The organism is Mucilaginibacter antarcticus, assembly GCF_042686155.1.
Classification (GTDB): Bacteria; Bacteroidota; Bacteroidia; order Sphingobacteriales; family Sphingobacteriaceae; genus Mucilaginibacter; species Mucilaginibacter antarcticus.
This window is the reverse complement of record NZ_JBHUON010000015.1, coordinates 92,428-107,452: the sequence shown is the minus strand read 5'-3', so window position 1 is coordinate 107,452 and position 15,025 is coordinate 92,428. Positions and strand designations below refer to the sequence as shown.

The following is a 15,025-nucleotide window of genomic DNA, read 5'->3' as shown; positions in this document are numbered from 1 at the left end:
CTTTGTGGACAACCTCTTAATTTTCGAAATCCTAAGCCAAATTTGTTGATAACCCTGTTTTTAATTGTTTTAACCAATTTTAACCTGAATAGTTACAATTTTAGTTAAATGTAAAATTATTTATTTTTTGTTTGTAACGTTTGGATAACTGCCGGTGTCTTATAGATGTATTAAAAAAAACAACAACCTTAAATACCCAATAGTATGAAAACTTTAAAAACAATATTCTTAGGCTTAGCACTGCTAGTAGTAAGCACAGCCACTTTCGCAGCAAAATCTGCAGCATCATTATCAAAAGAGGAAGTAATAAATATGTATGTAGCCGCTTTAACGCAAGGCAAAATTGACGGCGTGGAAAACATACTTCACAGGGACGTTAAACACACTTTACATCGCGGCGAAAAGGAGTTTAATTTAAATAAAAAGCAAATCCTCGAGTCGTTAAAAGCAAATGCTAACGTTAAACAAGCTTGCGAAGTTAACACTACCATTATGGAGGAAGGCTTTAATGGAACGGTAGTAAAAGTAACTATGAAATTTGAAGGTTATACCCGCACTAACCTGATCACGATTTCAAATAACAAGGACGCAACGATCACCAAGATTGAAACGCTGGCATAATTTAGTTTAGTTTTGTTTATAGTTAAGAGGCTCCGGGTTTACCAGGAGCCTTTTTAGTTTTTAGGATAACCTGTCTTCAAAAAACAGGAATGGCAAAAAGCTTTCTATTCCGTTAGTTACCCAAACCGGACCGTTGGCGACAAACAAGATCACTTTTACCGGCTCACGTTGCATTTTTTCGCATTCGGCTAGTACCTGCAGGCACGAGCCACATGAGGTAATAGGTTTCTTTAGTTCGAATTCATCGGTATGAGCAGTAACAGCCATGCTGACAATTGGATCATCAGGATGATTGGCTCCCCAATGAAACAACGCCACCCGCTCGGCACAAAGTCCTGAGGGATAAGCCACATTTTCTTGGTTACTGCCATAAATCACCTTACCGCTTTTTAATAGCAATGCGGCGCCCACCCTAAATTTTGAATAAGGCGAATGCGAATTATCCATCGCCTTTACAGCCTCCGCACAAAGTTGACGATCAGCGGACTCGAGTTCTTGTACCGAAGTGTATTCCTGGAATGATATTTTGATTTCGTGGTTTGTCATCGTCCTAATTGTCTTCACTCAACATAAATAGCTGCGTAAAGTTTATATAAAAGAAATCCCCTGTCTTTTAGAACAAGGGAATATTATAAGTGCGTTCCATTTTAAAAAATCAGGCGGCCGGTCCAAACCAGCTCCTTTCGAATTTAATAAATTCGTTTTAAATTTATACCGCTACCCCCAACGCTTCGTCCGCTACAATTATAGGGTTAACGCTTTCGTCATCCTTCTCTACCCGCAGATTGCCAATAATGTGTTGCTGCCTGGCAGGTGTATTTTTGCCCATAAAATATTCAAGCAGCCCTTTAATATTGGCATCTTTCAAAATCACGGGGTCAAGGCGTATGTCTTTGCCAATAAACAGGCCAAATTCGTCAGGCGAGATCTCGCCCAAACCTTTAAAACGGGTTATCTCTGGCTTTGAACCTAATTTTGCAATCGCGTTACGACGTTCTTCGTCGCTATAGCAATAGATAGTCTCCTTTTTATTACGTACGCGAAACAGCGGTGTTTGTAATATAAACACGTGTCCGGCTTTTACCACGTCAGGGAAAAACTGCAAAAAGAAAGTCATTAACAGCAAACGGATGTGCATACCGTCAACATCAGCATCCGTAGCTATAACTATGTTGTTGTAGCGTAAGCCATCAATGCCGTCTTCAATATTAAGGGCATGTTGTAGCAGGTTAAACTCTTCGTTCTCATATACAACTTTCTTGGTGAGGCCATAGCAATTTAAGGGTTTACCTTTTAAGCTAAATACCGCCTGCGTCATCACATCGCGAGATTTGGTGATAGACCCGCTAGCCGAGTCGCCCTCTGTGATGAATAACGTAGTATCTTGTTTACGCTCGTGGGTATCTTCAAAATGCAGTTTACAATCGCGCAGTTTACGGTTATGTAGCGATGCTTTTTTGGCACGATCGTTAGCCAGTTTTTTAATGCCGGCAATATCTTTACGCTCGCGTTCAGACTGCAAAATACGTTTTAGCAACGCATCCGCAGTAGCAGGGTTTTTGTGCAAATAATTGTCAAGTTCCCGCTTTACAAAATCACCGATAAAAGTACGTACTGATGGGCCCTCGGGACCAACGTTTTGCGAGCCTAATTTGGTTTTGGTTTGCGACTCAAAAACCGGCTCTTGCACCTTTATCGCGATAGCTGAAACTATTGAGGCACGGATATCTGCAGGTTCAAAAGTCTTTTTATAAAAATCACGAATGGTGGACACTATAGCCTCGCGAAAAGCTGCCTGGTGCGTGCCGCCCTGTGTCGTGTTTTGGCCGTTAACAAAAGAGTAATACTCTTCGCCATATTGCTGGCCATGCGTCATAGCTATCTCAATATCTTCGCCCTTTAAGTGGATAATTGGATAACGTAGTGTTTCTGAATTGTTGGTCTTTTTTGTTAAAAGATCATACAATCCGCGCTCTGAAAAATACTTTTGATTATTGAAATTAACCGTCAGGCCAGAGTTTAAGTAAACATAATTCCAGACCATGCTCTCTACAAACTCTGGGATAAACCTGTAGTGACGAAAGATATCTTCGTCGGGGAAGAAGTTAATGGCTGTACCATTGCGTTGCGAGGTTTCTTTTTCGGGCTCATCGCGCACTAGTTCCCCTTTGGCAAACTCCGCTATCTTAGTACGGTTATCTCGGTATGATTGTACAGTGAATGAAGCTGACAAAGCGTTAACCGCCTTGGTACCCACACCATTTAAGCCTACCGATTTTTGAAATGCCTTGCTGTCGTACTTACCACCAGTGTTAATCTTTGAGACGCAATCAATCACCTTACCCAAAGGGATACCGCGCCCATAATCGCGTACGGCAACCTTATGATCGCTGATATTGATATCAATGCTGCGGCCCGAACCCATTACAAACTCATCTATCGAGTTGTCTACTATCTCTTTCAGTAATACATATATCCCATCGTCATAGGCAGATCCGTCACCTAACTTACCAATATACATACCGGGGCGAAGACGGATGTGCTCTTTCCAATCAAGCGATCGGATACTGTCTTCACTGTAATTTACTGGTTCTGCCATAATTGTACACGTATTTACTAGCCGGGGCGCAGAAAATGGCGCCTATTGCAAAAATAAAGTTTAGCGGCGCAAATGCGAGTGAAAAAATCTCAACTTATCCACATAATGCTTTTAAAGATTAGTGATTGAAGATTAAAGGTTAGTCAGTGACTGGTGAGTAGAAAGATGCAATAAAAAAGCGACAAAGTCTGATATCCATTTAATGAGCGTTAGTCTTTAACTACCAATCATTAACACATACTAATCTTTAAATTTCATACAGCTGGCCGCCATGCCCATGGTTTTAAAAAACTCAGGGCCTTTCTCGTTGGTAAAACAAACAGCCATTACTACACCTGCCTGATTTTTTTGCAAAACGGTTAACAGGGCGTATTTGTAATGCTTGGTAAGTCTGCTATCGTCGATATTTAACAGGTAAGTGCTACCTGCGTCGGCATTATATCTGCGTAATATGTAATCCGGTAATCTCCGCCTTAAAAATCCCTTTTCAGAGGTAAATGCGGGGATTTGGTCCTGCGCCAAATGTGCATATAACGAATCGGGAGATGATACGTGAATATTTTTATCGGCCAAAAGCTTTTCGCCTTCTTTTTGAGTTGATAGGCGCAGCCAGATTTCAAACTCCTGGCCAGGTAGCCCCATTCCGTAGCAAAATGGCAACGCGTCGGTACTTGGTACTTTAACCTCTTTGAATCCTTCAGGAAAAACAAACGTCATACCAGTTTCTGCCAATAGTTCGTTAAAAGCTTTTTTAGCCTTTTCACTTTCAGCGGGCGCAGCAACACCTTGCGCCATAACTGGCACTACTGCCAACAGCAACAATAAAAATCCTACTAGTAGGGGTATTCGTTTAGTGATATTCATTTGCAATAACGCTCAAAAAAACGCTTGTTTTAGGCTTAAATTGTGTTACAAACTTTAATTATTTATAAATATAATTCTTAAATTGAATATAAATACTCCCGTTTAAAATCCTGTTCAGTTTGGAAACTAACAATTAGATCAGGTATTCAATAATACGCTGCCGGGGGTTAAAGGGCGCCAACTCATTTAAACCCATTGCCTCAATGGCGGCAGCAATCAATTTCTCTTCGCTGGTAATATAAGTTATGCCCTGCTTTTGTAAAAAATATTGCCCCGCATCTTTCATGGCTTTTAAAGGTATCATACCTATTAACTCGCTGCCGGTTACTTTAACGCCAAGCGCGTCGGCTTTAGCCTGTACTTCATCAAACACCTGGTGTATAGGCGTCACAGCAATATTGGTTAAATTCATAGATACCTGGGCCTTTTTATACTCCTCCATATACCAGCCAATGGCTTTTACGTATTTTAATGCGCCAGGGATACGTTCTTTTCCATTTTCTCCAATAATTATTTTTCCCGTCTCCCTAACCTGTTGGGCAATCTCATTGGCAACGGTTACTGATGAGGTATTTAAATTGATATTGTAGGCTATTAAAAAGTCGCGCGCGCCTATTACGGTGGCGCCTCGTTTGGCATCCATTTCCGCCGGGCCAAAATCAGGCTGCCATGCAGGCAGCTTTATTTTTTTGAAAAACCCTTCGTATTCGCCTGCTCTTATAGCCGCCAAATTGTTCCGTTTAGCGTTTGTTTGCGAATGCTCGTATAAGTAAACCGGGATCTGCAACTCCTGGCCCACCTTGCGCGCCAGTTGAAGTGCGTATTCGCCGGTTTCATCTAAAGTAATGTTGCTTACCGGAATTAATGGGCAAACGTCAGTAGCGCCCATACGGGGATGCGTGCCTTTTTGCGTTTGCATATCTATCAGCTCTCCGGCCATTTTGATAGCGCTAAAGGCAGCTTCTATAACGGCTGCTGGTTCGCCGGCAAAGGTTACTACCGTACGGTTTGCGTCTTTTCCGGGGTCTACATTCAATAGTTTAACGCCATCTACCAACGCTATCTCGTCAGTAATCCTGCTGATGATCTCGCGGTCTACACCCTCGCTAAAATTGGGTACGCACTCTATTATTTGGTTCGTCATAATTGGGACCGCAATTTAAATATTATTTATAAAACCGCTAAGAGCGGGCAGCGTTTACACAGCACAAAAAATTAAATATTACCTTTACAGCGGTTAATACGCATACATTGGATATCACGTTACAAAAAAACAAAGATTTTGATTTTGCCGCGGGCGAGTTGCTGCTGGTAAACAAACCCTACAAGTGGACAAGCTTTGATGTGGTAGGCAAGCTGCGTAACTCTTTTAAACCCCTGAAACTTAAGGTTGGACATGCAGGCACACTTGACCCGTTAGCCACCGGCCTACTCATTATCTGCACCGGTAAAATGACCAAGCAGATTGATACTTTTCAGGCCGAAGAAAAAGAGTATACCGGCACAATGGTTTTGGGTGCAACTACCCCATCTTACGATATGGAAACCGAGGCCGATCAAACTTTTGACACCGGCAGCCTTACTGACGACCAGGTACGCAACGCCTGTGCACAGTTTACCGGCGACATACAGCAGTATCCGCCGGCGCACTCGGCTATAAAAATTGATGGCGAACGTTTATACGAAAAGGCCCGTCGTGGCGAAGAAGTTGAGCTGCGCCTGCGCAGTGTAACTATCAGCACCTTTGAAATTACCCGCATTGAGCTGCCCGAAGTTGAATTTAGGGTAGTTTGCAGTAAGGGCACTTATATCAGATCATTAGTAAACGACTTTGGAAAAGCCTTAAATAACGGCGCTTACCTGTCAAAATTAACACGTACCCGCAGCGGTAACTTTAAGTTAGCAGATGCTTGGGAAGTGCTGGAACTGGTAGATTTCATCAGGGAACAAAAAGCGGACAAGCCATCGGTGGAATCAAAAATTAGTGAAATTAGCTAAATGAAAACCTATCATCATATAGATGACTTTAAGCCGGTTAAAAATGCTGTGGTAACCATCGGCACTTTTGATGGCGTACACCACGGGCACCGGAAAATCATATCACGCATAAAAGAATTGGCAGACGCCTGTGGTGGCGAAACGGTTATCCTTACTTTTTTTCCGCATCCGCGGATGATATTGCACCCGGAGGATGACAGCATTAAACTGATCAACACCATCAATGAAAAAGCCGATCTTTTAGCACAACTGGATGTAGATCATCTGATTATTACTCCTTTCTCACGCGATTTTTCCAATCAAAGTCCCGAAGATTATATACGCGACGTATTGGTGAGCAAAATAGGCACTAAAAAAATTGTGATAGGTTATGACCACCGTTTTGGCAAAGATCGTCGTGGTGGTTTAAAGGACCTGCTGCAACTGTCGCCGGTATATGGTTTTGATGTGATAGAGATACCAGAGCAAGACATTAACGAAGTTGCCGTAAGCTCCACCCGTATCCGCGAAGCTTTACTGGCTGCTAACATTGAGCTTGCCAACCAATTTTTGGGCTATCCTTTTTTCCTTACTGGCAAGGTTATACGTGGCGATCAGATAGGCCGCCAGATAGGTTATCCTACCGCCAATATTCACGTCGAAGAAAGATATAAGCTAATACCCGGCGATGGCATTTTTGCTGTAAAGGTTCAACACGATAACATCGAATATAAAGGCATGGCCTACATAGGCAGCCGCCCAACCATTAACGGTATGACGCGCAACATCGAAGTCAATTTATTTGATTTCGACAAAGAGATTTATGGCGACACTATCCGTATGGAGTTTTTAAATTTTATCCGAGGCGACATGAAGCTTAACGGGCTCGACGAATTGAAGGCACAGATTGCCCGCGATAAAGAAGAAGTTTTAAAACGTCTGGCCTAAGTAGCGATGGTTTTTAAACCCATCGCTATGGCAATAAAATCAGCCAGATTTTAAAACTTTAATATACTGGTTTGTTATATTTATAATTAGTCACAAGGCTACCTGGTGACTAACTACACGATGACCAATGACTAAACTCAACATAGACAAAGCCGAAAGCGAATTCCTTAATCAAACCATTGCCCATTGGGAGAAAACCGGTTTATTGAGCGATGAAAAAGCCAACGCTTTACGCAACAGTTATGAAGTTAAGGGCTTTGATTGGATGCGGCTGGCCAAATACTCGTTTTGGATAGCGCTCATATGCGGGGCTGTATCATTTACCTTTTTGATAGTGAATGATGTGGTAATCAACTGGCTTAAAAATCTGTATTATACTCCGGATATCATCATCAGTATTGGCTCGGCCATAGCAGCAGCCGGCCTTTTTTATTGGGGCCGCCGGTTAGAGCGGCTGCATCCGGAAAAGATTTTCAGTAACGAGGCTATAATATTTACAGGGATACTATTCACCGCTTGCTGCATTGCTTATTTAGGCAAGGCTCTAGATCGCGGATCAGGCCATTATTCTTTGCTGTTTCTCCTCTCTATTTTTGTTTATGGCTTTTTAGGCTGGCGCATGCAATCGCGCCTTATCTGGCTATTCGCCTTAATATCGTTGGGTAGCTGGTTTGGTACCGAAACCGGTTTTCAAACCCAATGGACCGATTACTTTTTGGGGATGAACTATCCGCTGCGTTTTGTGGTGTTCGGCCTGGTGCTGGTATCAGCCTGCGCGGTGTTACGTAACAAAAAATGGTTTACTTACTTCTCCGAACAAACGTATGTCGTGGGTTTGATCTACTTGTTTCTTTCGTTGTGGATGCTTAGTATTTTTGGCAATTTGGGTAACTTAGATCATTGGTACCACATCAAACAGATCACCCTGTTTTACTGGGGCATTATAGCCATAGCCTTTGCTATCGGTTTTTTGCTGTACGGCCTAAAAACGAAGGACGATATATCTCGCGAATTTGGCATCACCTTTCTCATCATTTTCATTTACACCAAATACTTCGAATACTTTTGGGACCATACCAACAAAACGCTTTTCTTCGCTATACTGGCCGGTTCGTTTTGGCTGATTGGAAGAAAAGCGGAGAAGATTTGGAATTTGAAGAGCAAGGAAACTACCAGCGCCTAAGTTTTCAGGGCAACTTCCACCCCCGGCTGCACCGCCAAAAACACCCTCTTTACTAAATGATATCCGGCTAAGCCGAAGAATAAAATAGCTATGGCTGTATTAAAAATGCGGTTGCTTAGCGCAAATTTACTTTGAATATACCGCGCAAACCTGGCGTACAAAAACAGGCACAAAAACGATCCGGCGGCTGATCCAAGGCTAAAGATAATTAGCGCGATGGTGCCAACTACAATCCATTCGTGCGTTATCAAGTAGGTACCAAAAATCATCCAAAACGGTACCTGCATGGGGTTAACTATGCCTAGTATGACGCCGTATTTAATACTGGCATGTTCGCTGTACCTTGTTTTAGATGGTTTGGTACGGGCAAGCCAGGTAATTACTGCTAAAACAGCAAACAGGGCAAACATTACCCAATCAATAACAACATCTAAATGCACTTGCGATGCCAGCCATTTGGCCGCATGCATAATAAAAAAGGTAAAGAAAAACTCTATGACAGAAAATGCAATGATAAACTGCATAGCATGTTGCATGCCGCGGTTTACAGTTATGCGCACCAGTGTTAAATTGATGTTGCCGGGCGGGATATAACCTATAAAATTAGCAGTAAGGCCCAAAAAGAATGTCAAAAATATCATCACGCCAAATATATACAGACAAGTCACTATGCTAATATGCCCTACCGGTTATTTTAATGTTAAATCAAATACAAATCATTATCCCCGTTAAATAATGTTAAACTGCAACCAAAAGCTAATTAATGAAATATAAACTTTTACCTTTAGGCTGTGTTTCTTAATTTCGCAAAAACTAACAGTAAGCTATGGAAGAATTTGAAGTAAGCGAATCGGCAAATAAAACTAAGACCATTTATATATCTACAGTATTTGGTATTGCTATGGTATTGCTTATGGTTGGCTTATTGGGCTTGATATTAGTACACGCCAATAACCTGTCGCGGTACGTAAAAGAAAACATCGTACTTAATATTTTTGTTGACGATGCCGCGCACGAAACCGACGTACGCCAGCTGCAAACGCAGTTAGAAAACAATCCGGCTGTTAAACAAGCAGTTTATGTTAGTAAAGAGCTGGCTGCACGTAACCTGCAAAAAGACCTTGGCGAAGACTTTGTAAAGTTTTTGGGCTATAACCCGCTATCGCAATCAATAGATGTTTACTTGAATGCTGACTTTGCCAACAATGCAGAGATCACCAAGTTTAAAGATCAGCTACTAAAAAACCCGCTGGTAAAAGAGGTTAAGTACCAACAGTCGCTGGTTGATCAAATGAACGCTAACCTGACTTCAATAACCCTAATCATACTGGCCTTTACCGGCATATTTGTGGTAGTATCGGTAGCTTTGATCAATAACACCATCAGGCTGGCAATTTACTCGCAACGCTTTTTAATTAAATCAATGCAGTTGGTGGGTGCAACAAAAGGCTTTATCCGCAAACCGTTTTTACTGTACGGTATATGGCATGGTTTACTGGGCGGGCTTATAGCTACCATCATATTAATAGGCACGCTTTACCTGGCTAACTTACAGATCCCTGATTTGATCATTTTGCAAAACAATATGGAGTTTGGTGTGGTATTTTTAGCGGTAATAGGCCTGGGCATTTTCATATCGGCCTTTAGTACCTTTTTGGCCGTTAACAAGTTTCTACGTTTAAAAATATACGATTTATACAGGTAAGCAAAAAGGTGAAAACTAAAAGCATTCACTTACTATTCACGTAATCACTCATTAAATACAGATGGCAAAGACCACTACAACATCAGCAGCAAGAAAAACGGCACCAGATGCGGCACCGGTAAAATTCATATTCGACAAGGGCAACTATATCTGGTTTATAATAGCTATAGCTGTTGTTGCATTAGGCTTTGTACTAATGGCCGGCACTACAGATATTTATAGCACTACCAAAATTGTTATTGCACCAATTGTTGTGTTAGCTGGCTTTGGCCTGGGCTTTTATGCTATCCTGAAAAAATCACCTGACGCTAAGTAGTCAATCTCATTACCACAATGAATATTATTCACGTCATCGTCCTTGCTATTATTGAAGGGCTAACCGAGTTTTTACCAATCTCATCAACAGGCCATATGGTTGTAGCCAGTGCCATTATGGGCATAGGCACTAATGATTTTGTAAAGCTCTTTGAAATTGTAATTCAGCTAGGCGCTATTATGGCTGTTGTGGCGCTGTATTTCAAACGTTTTTTTAAGTCGATAGACTTTTACATAAAGTTGGTGATAGGCGTTATACCCGCCGTGGTATTTGGCTTATTATTAAAAAAGAAGATAGACCTTTTACTAGAAAGCCCGCTTATTGTAGCCGTGGCTTTTGTACTGGGTGGTATTGTACTACTGTTTGTTGACGACTGGTTTAAAAAACCAACCATTACCGAAGAAGAAGATATTTCTAAACTTACTGCCTTTAAAATCGGTCTTTTTCAATGCCTGGCTATGATACCTGGGGTATCACGTTCGGGAGCCTCTATTATAGGCGGTATGACTCAAAAGTTAAGTCGCAAAGCTGCTGCCGAGTTTTCTTTCTTTTTAGCAGTACCAACCATGTTTGGCGCTACGGTGAAAGACCTTTACGATTTTTACAAGCATAATAACATCCCCGCTGCCGAATTGCAGCAAGACATTACCTACCTGCTTACCGGTAGTGTTATAGCGTTTATAGTCGCTTTGTTAGCTATCAAATCGTTTATCACTTTCCTGGAGCAAAAAGGATTTAGATTATTTGGCTATTACCGTATTGTGGCCGGTTTAATCATCATTGTGTTATACTACACCACCAACTATTTGCAAGCCGTTTAGACATCAAATTGAAAACATATTGAACGGGCCGTCATCTTGATGGCCTTTCTTATTAAATTCTAATTTCAGCAACGTAGTTTAACCCCGACGTGTGAAACCTTCCTGTTTTAGTTGTAATTGTGTAAAACAGTTGCCGCAAACAAACTTTTTGACGCACTGGGGTTTTCATCTTGATAGCATTTTATTTCTTTGGGCTAAAGCAGATAGCGGATAACTCACAAATCAGCAGTTGATGACAGTATTATTAGTAGAAGATGAGCCAAATGTAGTATCGGTGATAAAGCGCGGACTGGCAGAGCACGGCTTTGACGTTAGCGTAGCTATGAATGGTTTAACCGGGCTTGAAATGGCTTTGGGCTACCGGTTTGATCTTATTATACTTGATGTAATGCTGCCTCAACTTGATGGGATACAGGTTTGCCGAAAAATACGCGAACAGGACCAGGAAGTACCTATACTGATGCTTACCGCGCTGGATACTACTGCAAACATTGTTACCGGTTTAGCTGCCGGCGCCGACGACTATCTGTCAAAGCCGTTCCAGATGCTGGAGTTGGCGGCCAGGTTAAAAACATTGCTGCGCCGGAGTAACAACCACGCCAAGCAGGCCGAACAACTATTTACCATTGACGGCTTGTTATTAAACGCCGATGCAAAAACCGTTACACTGAACGGCGAAGGGGTGAGCCTTACCTCTACCGAATACCGGCTATTAGAATACTTTATCAAAAACCAGAAAAAGGTATTATCGCGCATACAGATATTAGAGCACGTGTGGGATATTAACTTTAACCTGGGCACCAATGTGGTAGATGTGTATATTAATTACCTGCGTAAAAAGCTGGACAAAAAACAACCTACCCGCTTTATACAAACCGTATTTGGTATGGGATATATGATGAAGGAAAGTTAATGAAGATACAAACCAAAATAACGCTGCACTTTCTGGCCCTGTCTACGGGGATATTGATACTACTTAACGCGTTTATTTTATATTTTGAATCCCGTTTTAACTATCGCGATTTCTTTAAACGCCTTGCCGCCCGTGTAAACATCACCGCCGACATTAACCTGCTACCCGAAAAAACAAAAGGCTACCTCGAAATGCGTAACCGCTTTTTAGAAAAGCTAGACGGCGAGCAGGAACTGTTTATTAAAGCACCGGCAAATATTACTACCAATCCCGGGCTGCCCGAAAAGTTCTTCAAAGATCTGGTAGCAAATAATCGTGCAGAGTATAAACAGGATAATCGGTTTTACTCGGGCAAAATCGTATCGCGTGGGCAAAATAAATATATTGTAGTAGTATCGGCCAAAAACCCCTATGGCTATAGGGAAATTGAGGATTTGCAGCAAATATTGCTATTTGGCTTTATGGGTGCGCTGGTGATTGTCTTTTTTGTGGGTAAATTTTTCTCCTTTAACACTTTCGCCCCTATCCGTAAATTAAATAATAAGGTAAACAGCATAACATCAAGCAACCTGCACCAGCGCTTAGACGTTACCGGCAAGGATGAGATAGCCGAACTGCAGCACACCTTTAATAACATGCTTAACCGGCTTGAAACAGCTTTTGAAACGCAAAATAACTTTGTAAGCAATGCATCGCACGAGTTACGAACCCCGCTTACGATTATTAACAGCGAAATAGAGTTAGCCATTAATAAATCAGAGGCAGGCTCTCGGCAACACGAGGTGCTTAGCACCATACAAACCGAAACAAACAAGCTAATACAAATATTAAACGGCTTGCTTACCATGGCACAATCTGGTTATGACGGTAAAAAGCAAAACTGGGAGCAGATCCGTGTGGATGAGCTGTTGTGGTTTGCTATTGAATCTGTTAAAAAGATCAATCCGGATAGTAATATAGAAGTTGATTTCTCTAATCTGCCTGCCGACGAATTACTGCTAAATGTAGCAGGCAACAGTAACCTGCTTAATCTGGCAATCACTAATATCATTATAAACTCTTGTAAATACTCGCAAAACAAATTGGTGATAGTAAAGCTTACGGCACAAAACGGCAAGCTTGTTATCGCAATCACAGATCTGGGTATTGGTATCCCGTCTGACGAGTTACAGCATATTTTCGTGCCTTTCTTCCGCGCTTCAAACACGCACGAGTATAAAGGCCATGGCGTAGGCCTGCCGCTGGCGCTTAACATTATCAGGCTGCATAACGGCAGCATTGGCATACGGTCTGAAGTTAATTTAGGTACTGAAATACAGATCTTCCTGCCATCTGGCCCATCCTAATTTTAATTCTAATTAAATTCTAATTAGTCTCTTAGCACTTGCTAATTATTGTGAACTACAATTGTATCATAACAAATTGTTAAACACAATAATCAAGAATGGCTATGAAAACTTTATTAATCCCCACCGACTTTAAATTAGAATCGTTGAATGCAGTTTCGCGCCTTGTTGAAACTTTGCACCCACAAAAATTAAATATCGTGATGGTTCACATGCTTGGTATTACCGACTGCATGGGCGAACTGGAACTATTGTCGCGCCGCTCGGTAGAGTACCGCCTGATATCTTCCGAATTTTACAATTCCTGCATCCGCTTAAAACAACAGCATGCTGATGTGATTGAAAAGATTGACGTAACATTCTTTTACGGTTATACCATGGCGGCCTTCCGCAACTTTTTAGATGCGCAGGATATTGATGCCATTGTTAAACTTGACGACTACGATTACCAATTGCTTACCGAAAAAAGCATCAACCCAAATAATCTGATGCACCGTAGTGGTAAAGAAATTATTTGGGCCAGCACAAAACCGGTGCAATACACCCCACAGCTTGTTGAAGAATATGCACCTGCCTTACAAGTGCCGGAGCTTGAGGAAGAAGTAGTTTAACCCTTAATTACTATACCATGCTATTAAAGAAAAACATACCGATTAGCTACGTATTTGGAAGGATAAAAGTTGAGATGGCCTTTTTAACAGCCTACTCAATTGCCGTATACGTATCGCATACTTATTATAATTTCCCGGGCGTATCTATACCGCTTGCTGTGTTGGGTATTTTGGGGACCATTATATCACTGCTACTGGCCTTTAGGTCAAACCAAGCTTATGACAGATGGTGGGAAGCACGCACACTTTGGGGGGCAATTGTTAATGATTCTCGCTCATTTGCCCGCCAGGTGATTGCCTTTATTGACAAAACCTACGATGGAGAGGACAAAAGGGTAATGAAAGAGCGTATCATTAAACGCCAAATAGCCTGGAGCTACAGCTTGAGCCGCTTTTTACGCGGACAGAATGCGCACAGGGATCTTACTAAATACATCTCTGACGAAGAAGCTACGCAGATGCTTGATGTAGAACACGTGCCCCTGGCTTTAATAGAGCGCCAGGCGGATGATTTGCGCTTACTATTGCACATGGGTTGGATCAATGAGTATCAACAGGTTAGCATGGACGAGATGCTTACCCGTTTCTCTAACTCGATGGGTGCCTGCGAACGGATTAAAAACACGGTATTCCCGGTTACATATAGCTTTTATATCCACCTTTTGGTGATGCTTTTTGTAATGTTACTGCCTTTTGCTTTGATAGAAAGCTTCGGTATTTTTCAGATCCCATTGGTAGTTGCCATATCGTCTTCTTTCTTTTTAATAGAGAAAATGGCCATACACTTACAAGACCCATTTGAAAACAAACCCACAGACACGCCAACAACGGCTATAAGCCAAACTATTGAGCGAAACTTAAATCAGTTATTGTGTGTAGAGTCTGCTAATGAACCAACTAAACCAATTGCGACCATCACCGAAACCGCTGTTTTTTATGTACTGTAAATGTAATTGGTGTTGCCGCTTACCATAGGCTTGTGTTGACAATGTTCGTCAAAACGTATCACACAAGAAACGCATTACACACATTCTAAGACAGTTAGTTAAGGTACAAGCACGGCCCGACCCAATAGTCGGCCGTGCTTTTAGTACCTTACACGACGCGTAAAAAAGCCTTAA

Annotated in this window: 16 protein-coding genes; 11 read left to right on the top strand and 5 right to left on the bottom strand. The window is 41.8% G+C overall.

Annotated features, from left to right (window positions below):
• Positions 1-204 precede the first annotated feature (204 nt).
• Positions 205-621 (top strand): hypothetical protein, encoded by a 417-nt coding sequence (locus ACFSYC_RS13165; protein WP_377128345.1) that lies wholly within the window; start codon positions 205-207, stop codon positions 619-621.
• A 60-nt stretch (positions 622-681) separates the two neighbouring features.
• On the opposite strand, the gene ACFSYC_RS13160 is transcribed toward ACFSYC_RS13165, so the two are convergent.
• The 4 genes from ACFSYC_RS13160 to ftcD all read right to left on the bottom strand — a co-directional run bounded on the left by ACFSYC_RS13160 (position 682) and on the right by ftcD (position 5,228).
• Positions 682-1,167, bottom strand: coding sequence for a cytidine deaminase (locus ACFSYC_RS13160; protein ID WP_377128342.1), 486 nt, complete (start codon positions 1,165-1,167; stop codon positions 682-684).
• A 163-nt stretch (positions 1,168-1,330) separates the two neighbouring features.
• On the bottom strand, positions 1,331-3,220 hold the full coding sequence (locus ACFSYC_RS13155) for a DNA topoisomerase IV subunit B (protein ID WP_377128339.1): 1,890 nt from the start codon (positions 3,218-3,220) through the stop codon (positions 1,331-1,333).
• A gap of 240 nt (positions 3,221-3,460) precedes the next feature.
• Positions 3,461-4,084 (bottom strand): hypothetical protein, encoded by a 624-nt coding sequence (locus tag ACFSYC_RS13150; RefSeq protein WP_377128336.1) that lies wholly within the window; start codon positions 4,082-4,084, stop codon positions 3,461-3,463.
• A gap of 133 nt (positions 4,085-4,217) precedes the next feature.
• Positions 4,218-5,228 (bottom strand): glutamate formimidoyltransferase, encoded by a 1,011-nt coding sequence (gene ftcD, locus ACFSYC_RS13145; protein WP_377128333.1) that lies wholly within the window; start codon positions 5,226-5,228, stop codon positions 4,218-4,220.
• A 107-nt stretch (positions 5,229-5,335) separates the two neighbouring features.
• Between ftcD and truB the strand changes: the two genes are divergently transcribed.
• From truB to ACFSYC_RS13130, 3 genes are all read left to right on the top strand, one after another.
• A complete protein-coding gene (gene truB / locus ACFSYC_RS13140) occupies positions 5,336-6,082 on the top strand; it encodes a tRNA pseudouridine(55) synthase TruB (RefSeq protein WP_377128330.1) in 747 nt (248 codons plus the stop codon).
• Positions 6,083-7,009, top strand: coding sequence for a bifunctional riboflavin kinase/FAD synthetase (locus ACFSYC_RS13135; protein ID WP_377128327.1), 927 nt, complete (start codon positions 6,083-6,085; stop codon positions 7,007-7,009).
• A 127-nt stretch (positions 7,010-7,136) separates the two neighbouring features.
• A complete protein-coding gene (locus ACFSYC_RS13130; RefSeq protein WP_377128324.1) occupies positions 7,137-8,192 on the top strand; it encodes a DUF2157 domain-containing protein in 1,056 nt (351 codons plus the stop codon).
• Here ACFSYC_RS13130 and ACFSYC_RS13125 read toward each other — a convergent pair.
• Positions 8,189-8,860 carry a lysine transporter LysE gene (locus tag ACFSYC_RS13125; protein ID WP_377128321.1) on the bottom strand — a complete coding sequence of 224 codons (672 nt, stop codon included), beginning with the start codon at positions 8,858-8,860 and terminating at the stop codon, positions 8,189-8,191. The two genes, ACFSYC_RS13130 and ACFSYC_RS13125, sit on opposite strands and share 4 nt — an antisense overlap.
• A 158-nt stretch (positions 8,861-9,018) precedes the next feature.
• Here ACFSYC_RS13125 and ACFSYC_RS13120 point away from each other — a divergent pair, with 158 nt between their 5' ends.
• The 7 genes from ACFSYC_RS13120 (at position 9,019) to ACFSYC_RS13090 (ending at position 14,851) form a co-directional block, all read left to right on the top strand.
• A complete protein-coding gene (locus tag ACFSYC_RS13120; protein ID WP_377128318.1) occupies positions 9,019-9,897 on the top strand; it encodes a cell division protein FtsX in 879 nt (292 codons plus the stop codon).
• Between the two features lie 61 nt (positions 9,898-9,958).
• Entirely contained in the window at positions 9,959-10,213 is a 255-nt protein-coding gene (locus tag ACFSYC_RS13115; RefSeq protein ID WP_377128315.1) for a DUF3098 domain-containing protein, read from the top strand.
• A gap of 17 nt (positions 10,214-10,230) precedes the next feature.
• Positions 10,231-11,034 (top strand): undecaprenyl-diphosphate phosphatase, encoded by an 804-nt coding sequence (locus ACFSYC_RS13110; protein ID WP_377128312.1) that lies wholly within the window; start codon positions 10,231-10,233, stop codon positions 11,032-11,034.
• A 232-nt stretch (positions 11,035-11,266) separates the two neighbouring features.
• Entirely contained in the window at positions 11,267-11,947 is a 681-nt protein-coding gene (locus tag ACFSYC_RS13105) for a response regulator transcription factor (RefSeq protein WP_377128309.1), read from the top strand.
• Complete coding sequence (locus ACFSYC_RS13100) at positions 11,947-13,293, top strand: HAMP domain-containing sensor histidine kinase (protein ID WP_377128306.1); 1,347 nt, start codon at positions 11,947-11,949, stop codon at positions 13,291-13,293. The genes ACFSYC_RS13105 and ACFSYC_RS13100 overlap by 1 nt, the downstream gene beginning before the upstream one ends.
• A gap of 104 nt (positions 13,294-13,397) precedes the next feature.
• On the top strand, positions 13,398-13,904 hold the full coding sequence (locus tag ACFSYC_RS13095) for a hypothetical protein (protein WP_377128303.1): 507 nt from the start codon (positions 13,398-13,400) through the stop codon (positions 13,902-13,904).
• Between the two features lie 17 nt (positions 13,905-13,921).
• Positions 13,922-14,851, top strand: a complete 930-nt coding sequence (locus ACFSYC_RS13090; protein WP_377128300.1) for a bestrophin family protein — start codon at positions 13,922-13,924, stop codon at positions 14,849-14,851.
• Positions 14,852-15,025: the final 174 nt, after the last annotated feature.

Excerpts from the sequence above, each read along its gene's own strand:
- ACFSYC_RS13115 (WP_377128315.1), top strand. The coding sequence starts at position 9,959 with ATGGCAAAGACCACTACAACATCAGCAGCAAGAAAAACGGCACCAGAT.
- ACFSYC_RS13095 (WP_377128303.1), top strand. The coding sequence starts at position 13,398 with ATGAAAACTTTATTAATCCCCACCGACTTTAAATTAGAATCGTTGAAT.
- ACFSYC_RS13100 (WP_377128306.1), top strand. The coding sequence starts at position 11,947 with ATGAAGATACAAACCAAAATAACGCTGCACTTTCTGGCCCTGTCTACG.
- ACFSYC_RS13120 (WP_377128318.1), top strand. The coding sequence starts at position 9,019 with ATGGAAGAATTTGAAGTAAGCGAATCGGCAAATAAAACTAAGACCATT.
- ACFSYC_RS13155 (WP_377128339.1), bottom strand. The coding sequence starts at position 3,220 with ATGGCAGAACCAGTAAATTACAGTGAAGACAGTATCCGATCGCTTGAT.
- ACFSYC_RS13165 (WP_377128345.1), top strand. The coding sequence starts at position 205 with ATGAAAACTTTAAAAACAATATTCTTAGGCTTAGCACTGCTAGTAGTA.
- ACFSYC_RS13130 (WP_377128324.1), top strand. The coding sequence starts at position 7,137 with ATGACTAAACTCAACATAGACAAAGCCGAAAGCGAATTCCTTAATCAA.
- ACFSYC_RS13090 (WP_377128300.1), top strand. The coding sequence starts at position 13,922 with ATGCTATTAAAGAAAAACATACCGATTAGCTACGTATTTGGAAGGATA.
- ACFSYC_RS13160 (WP_377128342.1), bottom strand. The coding sequence starts at position 1,167 with ATGACAAACCACGAAATCAAAATATCATTCCAGGAATACACTTCGGTA.
- ftcD (WP_377128333.1), bottom strand. The coding sequence starts at position 5,228 with ATGACGAACCAAATAATAGAGTGCGTACCCAATTTTAGCGAGGGTGTA.
- ACFSYC_RS13105 (WP_377128309.1), top strand. The coding sequence starts at position 11,267 with ATGACAGTATTATTAGTAGAAGATGAGCCAAATGTAGTATCGGTGATA.
- ACFSYC_RS13150 (WP_377128336.1), bottom strand. The coding sequence starts at position 4,084 with ATGAATATCACTAAACGAATACCCCTACTAGTAGGATTTTTATTGTTG.
- ACFSYC_RS13135 (WP_377128327.1), top strand. The coding sequence starts at position 6,083 with ATGAAAACCTATCATCATATAGATGACTTTAAGCCGGTTAAAAATGCT.
- ACFSYC_RS13110 (WP_377128312.1), top strand. The coding sequence starts at position 10,231 with ATGAATATTATTCACGTCATCGTCCTTGCTATTATTGAAGGGCTAACC.